A 19,736-nucleotide genomic window follows, 5' to 3' on the forward strand; every position below is an offset into this window, starting at 1 on the left:
GGCCCTGCGCCAAGCGCCAAATTGGCTTTCCAGAAGCCTGCTGACTTTATATGGCGTTATGTTAGCTTAGCCTCATCGGGACCATCACAGCCCGGTAAACATAAGGAGGAGAGATGGGTTTTCTTGCTTGGATCATCCTCGGCCTCATTGTAGGGGCCATCGTTAAGGCGGTCATGCCGGGACGGGTTGGCGGCGGTTGGGTCACCAGTCTTGTTCTGGGCGTAGTGGGCGCCATCGTTGGCGGCTGGGTCGGCAGCCTCCTGTTCAACCGGGGCGATCTGGCTTTCTTCGACCTCGGCACCTGGATTCTCGCCATCGTCGGTGGCCTGGTGGTCGCCGGCATCTACGGGGCCATCACAGGACGCGGAAAGGCAACCCGCGCACCCTGATGTGCACCGCGCCGAACATCCAGCAGCACCAAGGCCCCGGCTCATCCGGGGCCTTATTTCGTTCCGCAACATTTCGTTCCTCAACACGTCGTTCCGCAACACTGGACTGGGAACTTACTGATGTCCGGAGTGCCGGAAGGAGCCAGGAAGCGGCGCAGGTTCCTAGCCGCTGACCGCTGCGTGCACCTGCTGGGAACGTGCGCTGGCATAGAGGCAGACCGTGGCCGCTGTTCCCAGATTGAGGCTCTCTGCGGATCCGTAGACCGGTACCGCAACCCGGTGGTCGGCCAGTGCAAGTTCTTCCTCGGACAGGCCCTGGGCCTCGTTCCCGAACAGCCAGGCAGTGGGCTGCTCCAGGGCATAAGCGGATTCGGGCCCCTCCCCGGTGAGCCGGCGCCGGGCATTTTCATCCTGAAGGGTATCCAGGTTGAGGGATCCGTAGCCGTCGGCCGCCAGGATGCCGATCCCCCTGGCCCGGCAGGCAGACGTAAGTTCCCCAATGTCCGCCCCCAACACCACTGGAAGGTGGAACAGGGAACCCGCGGTGGAGCGGACAGCCTTGGGATTGTAGATGTCAACGCTGGAAGCCGTCAGGACCACGGCATCGGCGCCCGCTGAATCGGCCGCACGGAGGACCGTTCCTGCGTTCCCTGGATCCCTGACCTGGCAGAGCACGGCAATCAGGCGCGGACCGGCGTCGAGCACTTCCCCAAGCGGAACGTCCACGAAACGGCAGACGGCAATGATGCCTTGGGGATTGACGGTGTCGGCCATGGCAGCCAGGACCTCGTCGGTGGCAAGGCGGGCATTCACCCCCTGCGACAGCTCTACAAATTCAGGGAAACGGTCCAGGCAGTTGTCGCTCGCGAACACTTCAGTGACCACACCGGCTGCCCCGGCTGCCAAACGCTGTTGATGGAGCTTGAGGGCTTCACGGACAGCCTGCGGCCCCTCCGTGAGGAAATGGCCCCGCTTTAAACGGGCCGGGCGCCCTGCAAGTCTTGCCACGTCCCTCACCCGATCAGCTCGGGGATTGGACAGTGGGGAATCTTGCGGGCGCCCGGTTTCGTTCATATAAGAACTGTAGTGGCTGGAGCCACGCGTTCCTGAACTGCTCCTGGGAGGGACCTGCGGTTGCTAGGCAACAGCCTTCTTGGCGGAGGTGTCGGCAGGCAGGGAGTCCTTGGCAACCTTGACCAGCGCTGCGAAGGCGTTGGCGTCGGAAACGGCCAGCTCGGCCAGCATACGGCGGTCAACCTCGACCTGGGCAGCCTTCAGGCCCTGGATCAGGCGGTTGTAGGTGAGACCGTTGGCGCGGGAAGCAGCGTTGATGCGCTGGATCCAGAGGCGGCGGAAGTCACCCTTCTTCTTCTTGCGGTCACCGTAGCTGTACACAAACGAGTGCAGCAGCTGCTCTTTGGCCTTGCGGTACAGGCGCGAACGCTGTCCCCGGTAGCCCTTTGCGCGTTCGAGAACAACCCGGCGCTTCTTGTGGGCATTGACAGCCCTCTTCACACGTGCCACGTGCGTACTCCTTCGAAAATCTGATCCCAAGCATCTACTGCCGGTGTCCCGGCGGCCTGAGAAGGCTTTTTGGCAGGTGACCATCCACCAAGCGGTGGCTGGTCAAAGAACTTGGAAATTAGATGCCGAGCATCTTCCGGATGACCTTGGCGTCGCCCTTGAAGACGATCCTGTCGCCGGCAAGACGACGGGTCAGCCGCGAGGACTTGTGCTCGAGGTAGTGGCGGCGGTTGGCCTGCTGGCGGCGCAGCTTGCCGCTGCCGGTCAGCTTGAAGCGCTTCTTGGCACCACTGTGGGTCTTCATCTTCGGCATGGGAACCGATCTCCTTACGTATCCGCAGGCTGGGCCTGCAGCTCTATCGCGCAGCCGCCCCTTCGGGCAGCATGCTGGTTGCTGACTGCCGGAGGGACAAACCCCCGGCAGCTGTGAACTAAGTGGTCTTCTTGCCGGCCGGCTTGGCCGCTGCCTTGGGGACAGGGCGGGCAGCAGGCTTGGGCGCAGCGGGCCTGGCCATCGGCTTCGGCGGAGCCGGAACCGCTGCCGGCTTGGGCGCAGCAGGGGTGGCTGCAGCAGCAGGCTTGGCGGCTTCGGGCTTCGGCGCGGGAACAGCCTTGGGCTCCGCGGCCTTTGGTGCAGCCTTTGCCGCGGCTGCCTTTGGAGCTGCCTTTGGCGCCTCCTGCCTGGGTGCCTCCGCAACCTCCGCGGGAGCTTCGGCTGCGGCAGGTTCGACGGCGGCAGCCGGCTCCTGCACCGGCGTTTCGGCTTCTGCAGCAGGCTCACTCGAAACGGTGAAGCCCTCGGGCAGCAGGTCCGCCAGGGACTGGGTCATGGGGGCCTGGTCATTCCCGGCAGTGTCCACCCGGCCCGACGCCTTGGCTTCGTTCTGCGCTTTTGCCTCAGCACGTTGCGTGGCGCGGCGCGCTTCGGCCTTGGCCTCTGCCTTGTTCTTCAGCGGACCGACCACCATGACCATGTTGCGGCCGTCAATCCGGGGGCTGGATTCCACCACACCGACTTCTGCAACGTCCTCGGCGAAGCGCTGGAGCAGGCGGATGCCCATTTCCGGACGCTGCTGCTCGCGGCCGCGGAACTGGATCATGGCCTTGACCTTGTCCCCGGCGCCGAGGAAGCGCAGCGCGTGCCCGCGCTTGGTCTCGTAGTCGTGGGTGTCGATCTTCAGGCGAAAGCGGATTTCCTTCAGAACGGTGTTCGTCTGGTTCTTCCGGGCTTCACGTGCCTTAACCGCGGCCTCGTACTTGTACTTGCCGAAGTCCATCAGCTTGCACACCGGAGGCTTGGCCTGAGGTGCAACTTCAACGAGATCAAGATCGGACTCGGCAGCCAGACGCAGGGCATCCTCAATACGGACGATTCCTACCTGTTCACCTGCAGGGCCGACCAGCCGCACCTCGGGGACGCGGATACGCTCATTGATTCTTGGCTCGCTAATGTTAAAGCTCCTGTTGTTGTTGTGGATTCCCGGAAACTGGAGAAGGCCCCCAACTGCCGGAGCAATCGAAGGCCTCTAAAAGATTGGATGCGGGTCCCTGTCAGAGACTGCATGCACGTGATCCGGCGAACGCCGGAACCATGCCCAACCAGGTACCCGGCAACCTTACATCCAGGATGTGTTCGTGATGAACACCCGGAACAGCGGCTGACGCGGGTGGGAGAGAACTCCGCTTGCAAACTGCATGTCATTCTACAGAAAAAATTCCCGTCAACGCAGTAAAGCGCCGGTGGGAACCTGATTGGTGGTGCAATCCCTGAAATAACGACATCCAGTCGGTCTGTGTCAAGCTTACCAGTATGAGCACCCCAGACAGTAATTCACACGTTTTCGAACCGGCTGGCCCCGGCGAGGTCTCCCAGCAGATCCGGGACATCTCTGAAGTGCCCGCCATCGAGGTCATCACCACCGCAGCCGTGCACCTGATGAGCGCCGCTGCCGTCAAGCTTGGGCTTGCCGCCGAGGACAACGCCGAGGAACTCAAGGACCTGGACGAAGCCCGGAAGCTGATCACCGCGCTGGCAGGCCTGGTCACGGCGGCCGCCCCGGAGATCGGGTCCCAGCATGCCGGCCCGTTGCGTGACGGCCTGCGCTCGTTGCAGCTTGCCTTCCGCGAAGAGTCACTGATCCCCGACGCCCCGGGCAAGGGTCCCGGCGAGAAGTACACGGGGGCAGTCAACTAAAGCTCCCCTGGCAATCCGCGACGGCGGGCCGGCCTCCAAAGGCCGGCCCGCCGTCGCGCTTTACCCCACTCCCCAGGAAGAACCCTCAGCGGGCTTACGCTGAAACCCTGCGCCGGCGCCGCGGCTGCAGGACCAAACCCGCGAAACAGAGCGCCACGCCGGCCACCCCCACCGAGACAAAACCTCCCGAAGGTCCCGTGCTGTCGATGAAGACGCCGGCAAGCGGCGCACCTAAGGCAACCCCGGCGGTCAGCGCGGAGCCGTACCAGCCCATGGCTTCCCCGCGCCGTTCCTCAGCCACCAGGTCCGCCACCTTTTCCGAAGCCGAGGACAGTACGGGCGCGCACAGCAGTCCCGGCAGGAGTGAAGCGAACGCCAGCGTCCAGGTGTCATGGGCAAAACCCATGGGGATGGTCAGGGCAGCCATGCCCAGCAGCAGGACAATGGGCGAGACGGGCCGGTGCATTGCCCCGTAGACGAGGCCGCCCACCACGGAGGCGGCGCACCAAAAGAGAAAGACAATGCCAATCTCGCGCTGGTGCCCACCCAGCTCCAGGGCCGCGACAATCCCCACGTCTGTACCGCTCAGCACCATGCCGGCGCCTGCCGCCGCGGCGAAAACGGCAGCGACTGCGGCAGTCAACCACCCAAAGTTGTGGGCCACCTTGCCCCGGAGGCCCGGCCTCCCACGTGCTTCCGCATGCGCCAGTTCCGCAGCCGGCTCCTGGAGGTGGGCGGGGGCGGCGGTGACGACGGCGGCTTCGGCAGCGTGGCGTTCGTCGTCGCCGCGTTCCACCGTCTGCGCCGCACTCCTGGTGGGCGGGTTGAACCACATCAGGAACAGTCCGGCCAGTGACGTGGAAACCCCCACCACGGTCAGGCCCAGCACCGTAAATCCGCTGGTGGCCACGATGGCACCGGCAGCGGGACCGATCATGAACACTATCTCGGTGGTGATCGCGTCCAGGGCGAAGGCGGTGCGCCGCTGGTCTCCGTCCGCCAATACGCCGAGGGACTGGCGCACCACGCTGAAGATGGGGAGCGTCAGCAGTCCGCCCACAAACACCAGCGGCAGAAGCCACTGGTAGGACACATGGGGAACAATGGACCAGATGACTGTTTCCGAGATCACCGAAGGGATCAGGGCCGTGCGCAGTCCGACGGTGTCCACCCGCCGCCCGCGCCAGGGAGCACCAACGGCGATGCCGATGGTCATCACGGCCGCGGCAGCACCCGCTGCCGCGTACCCCTGGTGCAGGGTGAGGACGATGTGCAGGGTCAGCAGCACGCCTGCGGCGGAGTGGGGAATCCGGGCAACCATGCCCACCAGCAGCAGCCGGCGGATGGGCCGGACGGCGAGCAACTCCCGGTAGAGAGCGAAATTCACGAAAGTGATCCTTAAGTCTGCCGCAGTGGGCCGGGGATCATGCCGCCTTGCTGCCGGCTAGTGGTCGGCGCGCCTCAACTTGATGTCTATCGAGTCGACGCGCTCCCCAAACAATACATTCCGCGACCACTGCGTTTGGAGCCCCGCCACCAGCTCCTGCACCCCCGCGGCGTCCAGTCCGTCCTCAAGGTAAAGCACTACCTGCAGTTCAGGGCCTGCGCCGCCGCCTGCCACGACAGATCCGTCCGCTGCGCGCGAGGCCACTCCCCTGCCGGGCAGCAGTTCAATGCTCCGGACGGCGGAAAAACCCGCGGCGGCGCGGCCCATTTCGGCAGCGAGCTCCTCGTCTGCATAGGACGGGATCCAGTCATGCTGCTGCGCCAGCGCCCATACTGCCGGACGGCGCACAACGAAGGTGAAGTCCGAGCCGGGGTCCAGGACCAGCAGCTCCGCGCCTTCGGCAACGGCGGAAAGGGCAGCCCGGGCAGCGTAGACGGCAACGGGCCTCGCTTCAGGATGCCAGGCCGTCAACGCCGCGGTGGAGGTGAAGGCGGGCAACGCGGTCCTGCCGTCGGCCGCCTTGAGCGTTACGAGTGCCATGTCTGCCTGCTTATCGGAGTGCAGCCCGTGCGCTCCGTCTGCCTCCTCAGCGAGCTGAGCGACGATGGGGATGAAGACGCGAGCCGTCGCCAGCGAGGCGACCACGCCGGCTTCGTTCCCTGTTCCGCCCCGAAGCGCCGCTACCGCGGCGAGGTAGCTGTCGTCGGCCGTTCCGTCGTCGTTGTCGAAGTTATGGATCCTGGCCTGCTCGCCTGCCAGGCTCCGGCCCGCCCAAGGCTGGCCAGCGGAGTCCGCCCCACCGCCCGCGCCGGCCAGCGCGGCAGCAATGTGCCCGGGAAGCGGGCGCGGGGACGGAGCGGCGGGTTCGTTGCTGGCCATGGCGGTGCCTTCGGTCCGGGCGGGACGCCTAGCGGCGGCCGGCGACGTCGAGTGCCTCGGGCAGCGTGAATGCGTTGGCGTAGAGTGCCTTGCCCACGATGGCGCCTTCAACGCCGAGGGGAACCAGTGAACGCAGGACCTTGAGGTCGTCGAGGCTGGAGATGCCGCCCGATGCCACCACCGGCTTGCCGGTCTTCTCCACCATCTGGCGCAGGAGTTCCACGTTAGGGCCCTGAAGAGTGCCGTCCTTGGTGACGTCCGTGACCACATAGCGGCTGCATCCGGCTTCCTCGAGGCGTCCCAGGACATCCCAGAGGTCCCCTCCCTCCTTGGTCCAGCCCCGGCCGGCCAGGGTGGTGCCGCGCACATCCAGGCCCACGGCGATTTTGTCGCCAAAGCGCTCGATGGCCCGGCGGGTCCACTCGGGGTTCTCCAGCGCGGCTGTTCCCAGGTTGACGCGGGCGACGCCCAGGTCCAGGGCCGCTTCAAGGGTCTGGTCGTCCCGCAGTCCGCCGGAAAGCTCCACCTTGATGTCCAGCCGGCCCACCACCTCGCGGAGCAGTTCCGCGTTGGAGCCGCGGCCGAAAGCGGCGTCAAGGTCCACCAGGTGCACCCATTCGGCGCCCTGCTGCTGCCAGTTCAGCGCGGCCTCCAGCGGGGTTCCATAGCTGGTCTCACTGCCCGCTGCACCCTGGACCAGCCGGACGGCCTGGCCGTTGACGACGTCGACGGCGGGCAGCAGTTCAAGAACCGGCAGATCGGTGGCGGTGGTCATGTCTATCCTCAGGGTTGGGGGAAGTGGGGGAATCGCCGGTCAGGCGGCCGGCAGCGTCAGCAGGTAGGCGGCCAGCAGCGACATGCCCGCCAGGACGTAAAACGAAATCTGGGTCCAGAGCGGTTTGTGCTGCTGCCTAAAGGAGAGGGCGCCGCCAATGAGCAGTCCGGCGAGCCCCATGAGAAGGACGGACCACATCTAGGCGGCGCCGCCAGCCGGCGCCTGTGTGCCAGTTTCCGGGGTGCCTGCCGGCCTGCGCAGGGCCTCAACCCAGTTGTGCAGCAGGCGGGCGCCGGCGTCCCCGGATTTCTCCGGGTGGAACTGAGTGGCACACAGCGGACCGTTTTCGACGGCGGCGATGAACGGCGCGCCGTGCTCGGACCAGGTCACCAGGGGCGGAGCCATCCGCGGCTGGACAACGTCGAAGTTCCATTCCTGGACACCATACGAGTGCACAAAGTAGAACCGCTCGTTCTCGACGCCGGCAAACAGCTTGGAGCCCTCCGGCGCCTTTACGGTGTTCCAGCCCATGTGCGGCACAACCTCCGCCGGCAGGAGCTCAACCTTTCCGGGCCACTCACCGATGCCTTCCGCCTCGGTGCCGTGTTCGACGCCGGCCTCAAAGAGCACCTGGAGGCCTACGCAGATGCCCAGGACGGGGCGTCCGCCCGCAACGCGCCTGCCGATGAGGCGGATGCCGTCCACGGCTTTGAGCTCACGCATCACAGTCTCAAAGGCGCCGACGCCGGGAACCACCAGGCCATCCGCGTTCAGGACGTCCTCCGGCTTGGAGCTGAGGATGACCTCTGCGCCCGCCCGCTCCAGGGCGCGCACGGCGGAGCGGACGTTCCCGGAACCGTAGTCCAGGACGGTGACAGTCGGTTTTCCCTCAGGCGATGGCAGCTTGCGCGAGGCCGAGGGGTCAATGATGGCGCCGTCCCGAAGGACCTGGCCGCTCACAACGCACCCTTGGTAGAGGGGATTCCCTCAACCCGGGGGTCCGGTTCCACGGCCGCGCGCAGCGCCCTGGCGAAGGCCTTGAACTGGGCCTCAACGATGTGGTGCGGGTCCCGGCCGGCGATAACGTTCATGTGCAGGCAGATGCCTGCGTGCAGCGTGATTGCTTCGAAAACGTGGCGGGTGAGGGAGCCGGTGAAGTGTCCGCCGATCAGGTGGTACTCCTGGCCGGCGGGCTCGCCGCCGTGCACCAGGTAGGGACGCCCGGAAACATCGACGACGGCGTGGGCCAGGGCTTCATCCAAGGGGACGGTGGCTTCGCCGAAGCGGCGGATGCCTGCCTTGTTGCCCAGCGCGGTGCGCAGCACCTCCCCGAAGGTGATGGCGACGTCCTCCACTGTGTGGTGGACATCAATGTGGATGTCGCCGGTGGCCTTGACCGTCATGTCAATCAACGAGTGCTTGCAGAGAGCCGTCAGCATGTGATCGTAGAACGGCACTGAGGTGTCGATGTCCGAGCTGCCGGTGCCGTCAAGGTTGATTTCGACAAGCACGGACGACTCGCTGGTGGCGCGTTCCATGCGGGCAGTCCGGGCCGCAGCCACGTTCGATCCGGTGGTACTCATGCTTGGGGTCCTTTTGGGCAGGAAATGGGTTGTTCGGGCGGTCAGCGCCGTACTTCCAGTCTAGGCGGGAAGCGCGGCCTGACTTGCAAGGATGTTTTCCAAGGAGGTGAGGAAGGCTGTGGTTTCGGTCTCAGTTCCCGCGGTGACACGCAGATGCCCGGGGATCCCCACATCGCGGATGAGCACACCGGCGTCCAGCAGTTCCTGCCAGACTCGGTGGGGGTCTTCCAGGCCGCCGAAGAAAACATAGTTGGAGTCTGAGGCGGCAGGCTTGAGCCCCATTCGCGTTAGCTCGGCTACGATGCGGTCCCGCTGCTTTTTGATGTCTTCCACATCCGCCATCAGCGCCCCACGGTGCTGGAGCGCAGCGAGGGCCGTTGCCTGCGTGATGGCGGAGAGGTGGTACGGAAGCCGGACAAGCCGCAGGGCATCAGTAACTTCGGGGGCCGCCGCCATATAGCCGAGGCGGGCCCCGGCGAGGGCGAATGCCTTGCTCATGGTCCGGGAAACGATCAGCCGTTCCCGCCCGGGGAGCAGCGTCAGGGCGCTGGGCGTTCCGTCATGGGCGAACTCGTGGTACGCCTCATCGACGATGACGATGGTTTGGCTGGCTTCGCCGGCCTCGTAGACGGCTTCCACCACGTCCAGTCCCAGACCTGTTCCCGTGGGGTTGTTGGGCGAGCAGAGGAACACGATGTTGGGGTGGAGTTCCTCAACCTGACGTGCAGCAGATTCCGCGCTGAGGTCGTACCCCTCAGCCCGCTTCCCCACGATGTATTCGGTGTCCGTTCCGGTGGCGAGCAGCGGATACATGGAGTACGTGGGCGGGAAGCCGAGCGCTCTACGCCCCGGGCCACCGAAGGCCTGGAGTATCTGCTGGAGCACCTCATTGGACCCGTTGGCGGCCCACAGGTTGGACTCATCCAGCCCGTGGCCCAGGTATTCCGCCAGCGCTTTCCGCAGCTCGGTGAATTCGCGGTCGGGATAGCGGTTGAGTCCCGCGGCAGCCTCGGAAACAGCCTTCGTGATCGCTGCCCGGACGTCCGCCGGGACACCATGGGTGTTCTCGTTGACGTTGAGAAGAATGGGGACGTTCAGCTGCGGAGCACCGTAAGGGGTAAGCCCGCGAAGGTTGCTGCGGAGGGGAAGCCGGTTCAGGCGCTCTAGCTGGTCATTCACCTGAACAGTTTAGTGCCCGTGCGGGACGCCCGAAAATGTGACGGCCCCGTGTTCGCCTTCAGCGTTGCCTCCCGGTCAGGGCTCCAGCAGGCAGAGCACGATGGCCTAGGCCTTGGCGGCTGGCACGAACAGCTGCTGGCCCGGGAAGACAGCGCCGGAAGAAAGGTTGTTCAACTGCACGATGTCCGCAACAACGTCGCGCGCGTCACGCTGGGGGGCCACGCTGGCCGCAATGCCCCAAAGGGACTCGCCGGACTGGACTGTCACCGTGACTGTGGGTGTGGCCGCAAGGTCCTCGGCAGAGTCCGACGCCTTGGCCGGCGCGTTGAAAAAACCTGCCAGTGAGAGCAACAGGGCTGCCAGCAGGATGAGGGGAATTCCTATCAGCACGATACGCCCGCGGCGGGTGAGGCGCAGGGGCGGAAGGGACGCCGGCCGCACCTCCGGCCGCTCCCCCGATTCGGAGAAGAGGTGCTGCACCGGGTGCAGCTGTTGACGTGAACTCCGCGAAACAGATGTAGCTGACATGACCTTAGCCCTCCTGGACCATACTGTGCTGCCCGGATGTCTTCCCTTTGCCTGCCTGCCTTCCGGCGACGACCACCTTCCCGGCGCCGACTCGCTTCCGACAGAATCTTCGAATACTTCAGGCACTGAGTAGAACACATGTTCTAACTTGGCTTTCTCTGTTTTAGCACTTATCGACGAACAATGTCGAGACTCGCTAGAACAAATGTTTGAAAAAGCACTGCGGCTGGCCTAGCTTTGAACGAAAGAACAACCACCCGGACAGTCGATCAGCAGGGTCTGACATTTGGGGCGGGATCTTCCAGCGCACCGCCGCGGGAAGGCCCGGTGGAAACCGAAAGGCATTGGCGAATATGGCAGCAGCAGCCGCCGGGAGCAGGGGAACCGCGCAACCGAGGAAGACCGCCAAGGGCCTTACACCACGGCAAAAAAGGATTCTCGAAACCATCCAGCGCTCCGTCAACGAGAATGGATATCCCCCCTCGATGCGGGAGATTGGGGACATCGTTGGCCTGGCGAGCCTTTCCAGCGTCACGCACCAGCTGTCCCAGCTCGAAAAACTCGGCTACCTCCGCCGCGACCCCAAACGGCCGCGGGCCATGGAAGTACTGATGCCCCTGACCCTGGACGGTGGTGCCGCAAAGACCCCGGCACAGCCGGACAACCTGCTTTCACCGGCCTCCGCAACGGTGACGGAGCTGCCCACCGCACTGGACACCGCCATGGTTCCCCTGGTGGGCCGGATCGCTGCGGGCGGTCCCATCCTTGCGGACCAGCTCGTCGAAGACGTCATGCCCCTCCCGCGCCAGCTGGTCGGCCAGGGTGAACTGTTCATGCTCAGGGTTGCCGGGGACTCCATGGTGGATGCTGCCATTTGCGATGGTGACTGGGTGGTGGTCCGCAGGCAGGCGGACGCAGCAAACGGCGACATCGTGGCAGCCCTTCTTGATGACGAGGCCACAGTGAAAACGTTCCGGCAGCGGGACGGGCATACCTGGCTGCTCCCCCAGAACACGCAGTACGAGCCCATCCTTGGGGACCACGCCACCATTATGGGCAAGGTCGTTTCAGTGCTCCGTTCGCTGTAGCAGGGAGCACTCAGGCGTTTGCCCGGGCCAGCCTCTCCAGCGCCGCCACCGCGGTCTTCCGGTCTGTTGTCGCCCAGAAAGGGGGCAGTGCCGCGCGGAGGAACCCAGCGTAACGCTCGGTGGCAAGCCGTGAATCGAGCACGGCCACTACTCCTTTATCCCCCGTGGACCGGATGAGCCGGCCTGCCCCCTGGGCAAGGCGGATGGCGGCATGGGTGGCAGACACGGACATGAAGCCGTTCCCGCCCGCCTGCGCGACAGCCCGTGAGCGGGCCGTCATGAGGGGATCGTCCGGCCTGGGGAACGGGATGCGGTCTATGACCACCAGGCGGCACGAACCCCCGGGAACATCCACGCCCTGCCACAGGGACATGGTGCCGAAGAGGCAGGTATCGGGCTCGTCCGAGAACTGCTTCACCAGGGCCGTCATGGTGGAATCGCCCTGGCACAGGATGGTCATGCCCAGTTTTGGCCGCAGGGCTTCCGCAGCTTCCTCTGCGGCACGCCGGGACGAAAACAGGCACAATGCACCACCGTTGGAGGCCCGGATCAGGGCTTCCAGTTCCGCCAGCGATTCCGGCGATGCCCCTCTGCCCGGCTTCGGCAGGTGGCCGGCCACGTACAGGATGCCCTGCTTCTGATAATCAAAGGGCGACCCCACGTCCACGCCGGTCCAGCTGGGGGCTCCTTCCCCGACAAGACCCAGCCCGCCGGCGGCAGGTTCGAAGGCGGAACCAATGGCCAGGGTTGCCGAGGTAAGCACCACGGTATGCCCGGAAAAAAGGCCTTCCCGCAGCCTGCCCGCAACGGAAAGCGGCGCAACGTTGATCACGGCCGGCGCAGTGTCATCCGGCTGGGAGTATCCCTGGTGCGGGTCGAAGGAACTGGCCCTGGACATCCATACCACTTCCCTGTTCTCACGGGCTGCGAGGAGCCTTTCACACAGTTCGAGAATGAGCATCAGCCGGGAGCGGGCAAGCTGCCTCCCGCCGTCGGCTGATGTACTGCTGTCCCCCTTTGAATCGGAGAGCGCCGCACGGCAGGCGTCACGCAGCTGGTCCACACAGTCCAGCTGGCCGTCATTCAGGCCATTGGGCAGCAGCCCGTTCGGCACTCCGGCGAGGGCAACCTCCAGGTTGGCGGCTGCCGCGTTGAGGGCGTCAACCGTGATGGCTGTGTGTTTCCGGGCACCGGCGGCCGCAGCGTGGACCATGGCCACCGACAGCTGGCCGGAAACCGCTCCGGTGACCCGGTCCTGCAGTTCGTGGGCCTCGTCGACCACTACGACGTCGTACTCGGGAAGCACTGCCAGTCCTTCAAAGGCGCTGACCGCAAGCATCGCATGGTTGGTGACCACCACATCCGCGTCCGCTGCGTCCTGGCGCGCAAGTTCACTGAAGCATTCTGCTGCCATGGGACACTTCTGGGCGCCCAGGCACTCCATGGAGGTGACGGAAACCTGCCGCCAGGCCCGGTCCGTGACACCGGGCAGGAGCTCATCGCGGTCGCCGGTGACAGTCTTTCCCGCCCACTCCCGCAGCCGCACCACCTCCTTGCCGAGCTGGGATGAGGGGCCGCCTACTGCAGCAGCAAAATGCGGGACACTGGTGTCCTCGCCCAGGGAGAATAGCTGGCCCTCGGCCGGTTCCTCTGAAGGAAAGCCGCCTTCCAGCTTGTGCAGGCAGACATAGTTCGAGCGTCCCTTGACGAGCGCCACCTTGACGGGCCGGTCCAGTGCCGGGGTGATCGCCTTGAGCAGCCGGGGCAGGTCCCGGCCCACGATCTGCGTCTGCAGGGACAGCGTTGCGGTGGATACCAGGGCGGGCTTGTTGCTTTCCAAAGCGTGCGCGATGAGGGGGATCAGGTAAGCCAAGGACTTTCCGGTTCCCGTCCCGGCCTGAACCAGCAGGTGGTCCCCGCTTTCGATGGCGCGGGCCACCTGCCTGGCCATCTCGTGCTGACCGTCCCTGCTCTGCCCGCCCATGGCGGCGACAGCCCGGTCGAGCAGGTCGATCACGAACTGCTCGCCGGGCGTGCCCGTGGCCTGTGCAGCCACGGGGTCAGTCATTGCTGGCGAAGGGTTCCAGTTCAGCCGCGAGGCCTTCCCGGACTTTAACAACCGCCCGGGTACCGGCTTCATCGTGGTCGACGCTGATGATTTCGGCGTCCGATTCGTGCAGCTTGCTGACCAGGTCCCCGCGGTCGTAGGGGATGAGCAGCTCGAGCTTCACGGAAGGCCGCGGAATAGCGTCACTGATGGCCTTGAGCAGCTCCGAAACGCCTTGACCCGTACGTGCCGACACCACAACGTGGCGCGGTTCGCGCTGCTTGAGCCGCTCCACCACAAAGGGATCGGCCGCATCTGCCTTGTTCAGGACGATGATCTCCGGGACCTTGCGGGCGTCCACCTCGCTGAAGACCTTACGGACTGCGGCGATCTGGCCTTCAGGATCCGGGTGCGACACGTCCACCACGTGCAGGATCAGGTCCGCGTCCGCCACCTCCTCCAGCGTGGAGCGGAACGCCTCCACGAGCTGGGTGGGCAGGGACCTCACAAAACCCACGGTGTCCGCCAGCGTGTAGCCCAGGCCATCGGCCGTCTCGGCCTTGCGCACGGTGGGATCCAGCGTGGCGAACAGAGCGTTCTCCACCAGGACTCCGGCGTCGGTGAGGCGGTTCAGCAGCGAGGACTTGCCGGCGTTGGTATACCCGGCAATGGCCACCGAGGGCACTTCATTACGACGGCGGTTGGCCCGTTTGGTCTCGCGCGCGGGCTTCATCCCGGCGATCTCACGCCGCAGCTTGGCCATGCGCGTACGGATCCGGCGGCGGTCCAGCTCGATCTTGGTTTCACCGGGACCGCGCGACCCCATGCCGGCGGCGGCGCTGCCCACCTGGCCACCGGCCTGGCGGGACATCGACTCGCCCCAGCCGCGGAGGCGCGGCAGGAGGTACTCCAGCTGCGCCAGCTCCACCTGGGCCTTGCCCTCGCGGCTCTTGGCGTGCTGGGCGAAGATGTCCAGGATCAGGGCCGTCCGGTCAATGACCTTGACCTTGACGATGTCCTCCAGGCCGCGGCGCTGGGAGGGTGCAAGCTCGGCGTCCACCACCACTGTGTCAGCGCCGGTGGACATCACGATGTCCCTAAGTTCAAGGGCCTTGCCTGACCCAAGGAAGGTTCCGGGGTCCGGCTTGTCCCGGCGCTGGACCAGTCCGTCCAGGACCTCGGAGCCGGCTGTTTCGGCGAGGGCGGCGAGTTCCCGCAGGGAGTTCTCGGCATCTGCAAGGGTTCCCTCGGACCACAGCCCCGCCAGGACCACCCGTTCGAGGCGCAGCTGGCGGTACTCAACCTCGGTGACGTCTTCAAGCTCGGTGGAAAGGCCTGCCGTGCGGCGCAGCGCGCGACGTTCCTCCAGATCCTGCTGGTCGCCGTCGTACGTTGTGTGTTCTTCGTCCAGGCTGGATATTGCCTGGGCCTTGCCGAACACTGTCTTGCCGCCCCGGCCTTCCTCACCCCCGCCTGCAGTGCTGAGGTTCCTGGCCGGTACGTCCTTGGAGAGGATCCGGTCGATCACAGCCTGGATTTCCTCAGGGCTCATGTCCTGGGCTGCTGGATCTGATCCGGTGTTGGGCTGGCTGGTCATGGTCTCCTTTGAAGATTCGGCAGTTCCAGAATAGTGCTGATTAGAGCTGATTGGGGAAGTATTCGCGCTGGGCTGACGGCCTGCGGTCATTCAAGCCTCCTGGCTTGTTGGGCCGGACGATGCTGAAAGCGTCGACGGCGGACGTGCCACGCCCTTGATGCGTGGCAGATGCGGAAGCAGCCGGAAACGGCGGGAAGTCCAATGAAAGCTGGCTCTCGAGTGTTGTCCGGCGACCGGATCAAACGGGTGGGCTTGGTCCGGTGCACGCAGCGGAAGGCACAGAAAACCTGCGTCGCTGGGCGGGACAGGCTGTCGCTGGAGGACAGGCTTCGGGACGGGCTGTGCCCGTGCCGGTTACTCGAAGATCAAGAACATGCCATTCAGGGTAGCAGAGCAGCCCGGGGCGGATTTTCACTTTAAGCTGCAGGGGGAACTACTCTGGCCAGTTATGGAGTCCGCACATTATTTCAGCGCAACGCCCGCCGGCCCGTTCACCCGCAAGCCCCTCACGGTCGAGCTTGCCGGGCAGACGCGCAGGCTGCAGACTTCCGGCGGCATCTTCAGCCCGGACGGCATCGACAAAGGCACCGCCATCCTCCTTGCCGAGGTTCCGGCGCCGGCACCGCAGGGAAATCTCCTGGACATCGGCTGCGGTTGGGGGCCGATTGCCCTGACCATGGCCCTGCGGGCACCCTCCTCCACGGTCTATGCAGTGGACGTCAACGAGCGCTGCATCGCCCTGACCAACGAGAACGCCGCGGCACTGGGACTTACCAACGTCACGGCCAGCACGCCCGAGGCTCTGGACCCGGCGATCCGTTTTGACACCATCTGGTCCAACCCGCCCATCCGGATTGGCAAGGACGAACTGCACTCGCTCCTGATGATGTGGCTGCCGCGACTGGCGCCGGGGGGGACGGCGTGGCTGGTGGTCCAGAAAAACCTGGGCTCGGACTCGCTTCAGCGCTGGCTTGCTGCTGAGCTGGACGAATCGTTCAGTGTCAGCCGGGAAGCGACGTCCAAGTCATTCAGGATCCTGAAGATCAAGAAAGCGTCCCAGTTGCCACAATGACCGCGGGGCCGCTGAGTTCCACATGCTCGTGGCCGGCGGGGCCGGCGAAGAACTTGACGCCCACCACTCCTCCCGGGACGTGGATGCGCCAGGTGTCCGGGGCTTCTGCGCCGGCCCAGTGCCGGATGGCAACCGCCGCCGCGCAGGCACCGGTTCCGCATGACTGGGTCTCCCCCACGCCGCGTTCGTGCACGCGCATGGTCACCGAGCCGACGCCGTCGTGCACCAGGGGTTCGGACGGGACTACGAACTCGACGTTGGTGCCGTTGGCCGGGACAGGATCCACGGCGGGCGCGGTAAACAGCCTTGTTCCGGCAAGTTCGGAGAGTTCCGCGAGGGCAACAACGGTGTGCGGGTTGCCCATACTGACGGAGAGTGCGGGGCGTGGAACTTCCAGGCCTTCGGCGGTCACCAGCGAATCCATCCCCTTGGCGGTCGCTTCGCCGGGGAAGATGAACGCCCAGGGGCCCATGTCCACGGCATAGTCGTCGCCTATCCGCACTACGGTCTTAACCCCGGCCCGGGTACCGATGGTGAAGGCGCCGCCGTCGGGCAGGTCAATTAAGCCCTCCGTGCGGAGGAAATGGACGAAGACGCGGACGCCGTTGCCGCACATTTCGGACAGGGAACCGTCGCCGTTCCGGTAATCCATGAACCACTCGGCGTGGGGGGCCGCGGCCAACAGTTCGCGGCCTTCGGGCAGGAAGCGCGATGGAACCGCCCGGATGAGCCCGTCGCCACCGATCCCGCGGTGCCTGTCGCACAGTGCTGCCACTTCCTCCGCCGCCATGGCGTGGACGCCGTCGGGATCCGCCACCAGGACGAAGTCGTTGCCGGTGCCGTGCCCCTTCGAAAAGCGGAGCCCGCTGAGGGTACGGAAAGCCGGCTCGGTGGTCTTTGCGAGGGTGGTGTCCATGGTTTCTAGGTTACCGGCCGGGCCGAGCTGGTTTGAAACGGCGGGATAGATAGCCTTTATCCGCAGAGCGAGGCGGCGCGGGCAGTCAGTTCAGGGTCCTGCCAGTCCAGCCACTGGATGCGGGGATCCGCTCGGAACCAGGTGAGCTGGCGCCGGGCGAACTGGCGGGTGGCAACGATGGTGTCCTCCGCGGCCTCGGGTATGGTGAGCTCGCCGTCGATGACGCGCAGGAACTGTGAGTATCCAAGGGCGCGGGGAGCGGTCTTTCCTTGCCGCAGCCCTTGGGCGTCGAGGCGCTGGACTTCCGTGAGCAGGCCGCTGTCCACCATACGGTGGACCCGCGCGGCCAGCCGCTCCCGGAGCATGTCACGGTCCACGGTGAGCCCGATCTGGACGGCCGGCTGCAAGTACTCGCGCTGTGGCATGAAAGAACTGAATGGGCGGCCAGTCAGCTCGTAGACCTCCAAGGCACGGATGATCCGCCGTGCGTCGGAGATCCTTCCCGCGGACTCCGGGTCCACCGTGCGCAGGCGCTCCAGCAGTTCCGGAGCCCCCTTGGCGGTGAGTTCGTCTTCCAACTGCTGCCGCAGGGCTGCATCTGTTCCCGGAAACTCGAGGACATCCAAGGCTGCCCGCACATACAGGCCGGAGCCACCGGCCAGGATTGCACGCTTCCCTCGGGCATGGATGCCGGCAATGGTGTCCCTGGCCTGCTGCTGGAACTGCGAAACGCTCGCTTCCTGGGTGACGTCCAGGGTGTCGAGCAGATGGTGCGGCACTCCCCTGCGCTCCGCCCAGGTGATCTTGGCCGTGCCGATATCCATGCCACGGTAGAACTGCATGGCATCGGCGTTGATGACCTCGCCGTCAAGCTCCTGGGCAAGGCTGACGGCGAGGTCCGATTTCCCTGAACCGGTGGGGCCGACGACGGCGATGACTGGCGGTGCGGGCACCGGTCAGCGGGTGCGCACTGGCAGCGGCGGCATGCCCAGCGACACGCCCTTGGCACCTGTGCCGGCACCCGGCACCGGTGCCCCGCAGGAATCTGCCTGGGACCTGTCCCAGGCGTCACCGGCACGGGAACGCCTGAGGCTGTAGTCCTCAAGGGTGGGGTCCGCTACGAGGTGGAACGAGGCCGCCTCGGTGATGGTGACGGTGACGAGGTCTCCCGGGCGCGGGGCGGGAGCACCGTCGGGAACCGAGAAGTGGACCAGCCGCTGGTCCCGGGAACGTCCGGAGAGCCGGTGGGTCTCCCCTGCCTTGCGTCCTGACTGTGCCGTCACCATGACCTCAACCCTTCGGCCCACCTGCTTGCGGTTCTCCTCCGCTGCAATCCGGTCCTGCAGGGCGGTGAGCCGTTCAAAGCGTTCCTGCACCACGGACTTGGGCAGCTGGTCCGGCAGTTCGGCAGCAGGGGTACCGGGGCGCTTGGAGTACTGGAAGGTGAAGGCGGTAGCGAAGCGGGACTGCTCCACCACGTCCAGCGTCGCCTGGAAGTCCTCTTCGGTTTCCCCGGGGAAACCTACGATGATGTCCGTGGAGATTGCTGCGTGCGGAATTTTCTCCCGAACCTTGTCCAGGATGCCGAGGAACTTGGTGGACCGGTAGGACCGTTTCATCGCCCGCAGGATGCTGTCCGATCCTGATTGCAGCGGCATGTGCAGCTGCGGCATGACATTGGCGGTCTCGGCCATGGCGTCGATGACGTCGTCGGTAAAGGCGGCGGGGTGCGGGCTGGTGAAGCGAACCCGTTCCAGGCCCTGGATGTCGCCGCACGCCCGCAGCAGCTTCGAGAACGCCTGCCGGTCGCCGAACTCCAGGCCATAGGAGTTGACGTTCTGGCCAAGGAGCGTGACCTCGATGGCGCCGTCGTCCACGAGCGCCTGGATCTCCGCGAGGATGTCGCCCGGCCGGCGGTCCTTCTCTTTTCCGCGCAGGGCGGGGACGATGCAGAAGGTGCAGGTGTTGTTGCAGCCGACGGAGATGGACACCCAGCCCGAGTAGACCGAGTCGCGCTTGGTGGGAAGGGTGGAGGGAAAGACGTCCAGCGACTCCAGGATCTCCAGCTGCGCCTCGTCGTTGTGCCGGGCCCGGTCCAGCAGGGCGGGCAGGGCGCCCACATTGTGGGTGCCGAACACGGCGTCCACCCACGGTGCCTTCTTCAGGATGGTTTCCCGGTCCTTCTGCGCCAGGCAACCCCCCACGGCAATCTGCATGCCGGGGTTTGCCGCCTTCACCGGCGCCAGGATCCCCAGGTTGCCGTAGAGCTTGTTGTCGGCATTCTCGCGCACGGCGCAGGTGTTGAACACCACGACGTCGGCCTGGCCGCCCTCAGCCGGTACATATCCCGCGTCCTCAAGCAGGCCAGCCATGCGCTCCGAGTCGTGGACATTCATTTGGCAGCCGAACGTGCGGACTTCATAAGTGCGCGGCTTTGAGGCGCCTGACAGTGGGGCGCCGACGGCTTCTGCGGAGGGGCCGGTACCGGAAAGGGAGGAAGGGATGGTCAAACTCACCT

The 19,736-nt window shown here is 65.5% G+C and carries 21 protein-coding genes; 4 read left to right on the forward strand and 17 right to left on the reverse strand.

Going from position 1 to position 19,736, the window contains the following annotated elements:
• Positions 1–113: 113 nt before the first annotated feature.
• Positions 114–389, forward strand: coding sequence for a GlsB/YeaQ/YmgE family stress response membrane protein (locus FDW81_RS05940; RefSeq protein WP_138133231.1), 276 nt, complete (start codon positions 114–116; stop codon positions 387–389).
• A 162-nt stretch (positions 390–551) separates the two neighbouring features.
• Here the strand turns inward: FDW81_RS05940 and FDW81_RS05945 are convergent, their stop codons facing one another.
• The 4 genes from FDW81_RS05945 to infC form a co-directional block, all read right to left on the reverse strand.
• The gene (locus FDW81_RS05945) at positions 552–1,463 is read right to left on the reverse strand and encodes an RNA methyltransferase (protein ID WP_138133232.1); all 912 of its coding nucleotides are present in this window, start codon (positions 1,461–1,463) and stop codon (positions 552–554) included.
• A gap of 63 nt (positions 1,464–1,526) precedes the next feature.
• A complete protein-coding gene (gene rplT, locus FDW81_RS05950; protein ID WP_138133233.1) occupies positions 1,527–1,913 on the reverse strand; it encodes a 50S ribosomal protein L20 in 387 nt (128 codons plus the stop codon).
• Between the two features lie 118 nt (positions 1,914–2,031).
• Positions 2,032–2,226, reverse strand: coding sequence for a 50S ribosomal protein L35 (gene rpmI / locus FDW81_RS05955; protein ID WP_018771575.1), 195 nt, complete (start codon positions 2,224–2,226; stop codon positions 2,032–2,034).
• 118 nt (positions 2,227–2,344) lie between these two features.
• Positions 2,345–3,322 carry a translation initiation factor IF-3 gene (gene infC, locus FDW81_RS05960; protein WP_240719995.1) on the reverse strand — a complete coding sequence of 326 codons (978 nt, stop codon included), beginning with the start codon at positions 3,320–3,322 and terminating at the stop codon, positions 2,345–2,347.
• A gap of 401 nt (positions 3,323–3,723) precedes the next feature.
• Here infC and FDW81_RS05965 point away from each other — a divergent pair, with 401 nt between their 5' ends.
• Complete coding sequence (locus FDW81_RS05965) at positions 3,724–4,107, forward strand: DUF1844 domain-containing protein (protein WP_138133235.1); 384 nt, start codon at positions 3,724–3,726, stop codon at positions 4,105–4,107.
• Positions 4,108–4,201: 94 nt separating this feature from the next.
• Here the strand turns inward: FDW81_RS05965 and FDW81_RS05970 are convergent, their stop codons facing one another.
• From FDW81_RS05970 to FDW81_RS06000, 8 genes are all read right to left on the reverse strand, one after another.
• On the reverse strand, positions 4,202–5,494 hold the full coding sequence (locus tag FDW81_RS05970) for an MFS transporter (RefSeq protein ID WP_138133236.1): 1,293 nt from the start codon (positions 5,492–5,494) through the stop codon (positions 4,202–4,204).
• Positions 5,495–5,551: 57 nt separating this feature from the next.
• Positions 5,552–6,433 (reverse strand): SseB family protein, encoded by an 882-nt coding sequence (locus FDW81_RS05975; RefSeq protein WP_138133237.1) that lies wholly within the window; start codon positions 6,431–6,433, stop codon positions 5,552–5,554.
• A gap of 28 nt (positions 6,434–6,461) precedes the next feature.
• Positions 6,462–7,208, reverse strand: a complete 747-nt coding sequence (gene priA, locus FDW81_RS05980) for a bifunctional 1-(5-phosphoribosyl)-5-((5-phosphoribosylamino)methylideneamino)imidazole-4-carboxamide isomerase/phosphoribosylanthranilate isomerase PriA (protein WP_138133238.1) — start codon at positions 7,206–7,208, stop codon at positions 6,462–6,464.
• Positions 7,209–7,247: 39 nt separating this feature from the next.
• Positions 7,248–7,406, reverse strand: a complete 159-nt coding sequence (locus FDW81_RS18080) for a hypothetical protein (RefSeq protein ID WP_171027122.1) — start codon at positions 7,404–7,406, stop codon at positions 7,248–7,250.
• Positions 7,407–8,168, reverse strand: a complete 762-nt coding sequence (gene hisH / locus FDW81_RS05985; RefSeq protein ID WP_138133239.1) for an imidazole glycerol phosphate synthase subunit HisH — start codon at positions 8,166–8,168, stop codon at positions 7,407–7,409.
• Positions 8,165–8,791, reverse strand: a complete 627-nt coding sequence (gene hisB, locus FDW81_RS05990; protein ID WP_138133240.1) for an imidazoleglycerol-phosphate dehydratase HisB — start codon at positions 8,789–8,791, stop codon at positions 8,165–8,167. Before hisB ends, hisH begins: the two co-directional genes overlap by 4 nt.
• Before the next feature lie 60 nt (positions 8,792–8,851).
• Positions 8,852–9,970 carry a histidinol-phosphate transaminase gene (locus FDW81_RS05995; RefSeq protein WP_138133241.1) on the reverse strand — a complete coding sequence of 373 codons (1,119 nt, stop codon included), beginning with the start codon at positions 9,968–9,970 and terminating at the stop codon, positions 8,852–8,854.
• 105 nt (positions 9,971–10,075) lie between these two features.
• Positions 10,076–10,498 (reverse strand): LysM peptidoglycan-binding domain-containing protein, encoded by a 423-nt coding sequence (locus FDW81_RS06000; protein ID WP_138133242.1) that lies wholly within the window; start codon positions 10,496–10,498, stop codon positions 10,076–10,078.
• Positions 10,499–10,851: 353 nt separating this feature from the next.
• Here FDW81_RS06000 and lexA point away from each other — a divergent pair, with 353 nt between their 5' ends.
• Positions 10,852–11,586 (forward strand): transcriptional repressor LexA, encoded by a 735-nt coding sequence (lexA, locus tag FDW81_RS06005; RefSeq protein WP_138133243.1) that lies wholly within the window; start codon positions 10,852–10,854, stop codon positions 11,584–11,586.
• A 10-nt stretch (positions 11,587–11,596) separates the two neighbouring features.
• Here the strand turns inward: lexA and FDW81_RS06010 are convergent, their stop codons facing one another.
• Together FDW81_RS06010 and hflX are read right to left on the reverse strand one after the other, a co-directional pair.
• Positions 11,597–13,654: an ATP-dependent DNA helicase gene (locus FDW81_RS06010; protein ID WP_138133244.1), complete on the reverse strand. Its 2,058-nt coding sequence runs from the start codon at positions 13,652–13,654 to the stop codon at positions 11,597–11,599.
• Positions 13,647–15,230, reverse strand: coding sequence for a GTPase HflX (hflX, locus tag FDW81_RS06015; protein WP_138133245.1), 1,584 nt, complete (start codon positions 15,228–15,230; stop codon positions 13,647–13,649). The genes FDW81_RS06010 and hflX overlap by 8 nt, the downstream gene beginning before the upstream one ends.
• 448 nt (positions 15,231–15,678) lie before the next feature.
• Here hflX and FDW81_RS06020 point away from each other — a divergent pair, with 448 nt between their 5' ends.
• Complete coding sequence (locus FDW81_RS06020; RefSeq protein ID WP_138133246.1) at positions 15,679–16,302, forward strand: class I SAM-dependent methyltransferase; 624 nt, start codon at positions 15,679–15,681, stop codon at positions 16,300–16,302.
• Here the strand turns inward: FDW81_RS06020 and dapF are convergent.
• From dapF to miaB, 3 genes are read right to left on the reverse strand one after another with little or no spacing between them, the layout of a single operon-like run.
• A complete protein-coding gene (dapF, locus tag FDW81_RS06025; RefSeq protein WP_138133247.1) occupies positions 16,274–17,218 on the reverse strand; it encodes a diaminopimelate epimerase in 945 nt (314 codons plus the stop codon). The genes FDW81_RS06020 and dapF overlap by 29 nt on opposite strands.
• A gap of 56 nt (positions 17,219–17,274) precedes the next feature.
• Entirely contained in the window at positions 17,275–18,171 is an 897-nt protein-coding gene (gene miaA, locus FDW81_RS06030) for a tRNA (adenosine(37)-N6)-dimethylallyltransferase MiaA (protein ID WP_138133248.1), read from the reverse strand.
• Positions 18,172–18,174: 3 nt separating this feature from the next.
• Positions 18,175–19,734: a tRNA (N6-isopentenyl adenosine(37)-C2)-methylthiotransferase MiaB gene (gene miaB, locus FDW81_RS06035; RefSeq protein WP_138133249.1), complete on the reverse strand. Its 1,560-nt coding sequence runs from the start codon at positions 19,732–19,734 to the stop codon at positions 18,175–18,177.
• Positions 19,735–19,736: the final 2 nt, after the last annotated feature.

It is taken from the genome of Pseudarthrobacter sp. NamB4 (genome assembly GCF_005796185.1).
Classification (GTDB): domain Bacteria; phylum Actinomycetota; class Actinomycetes; order Actinomycetales; family Micrococcaceae; genus Arthrobacter.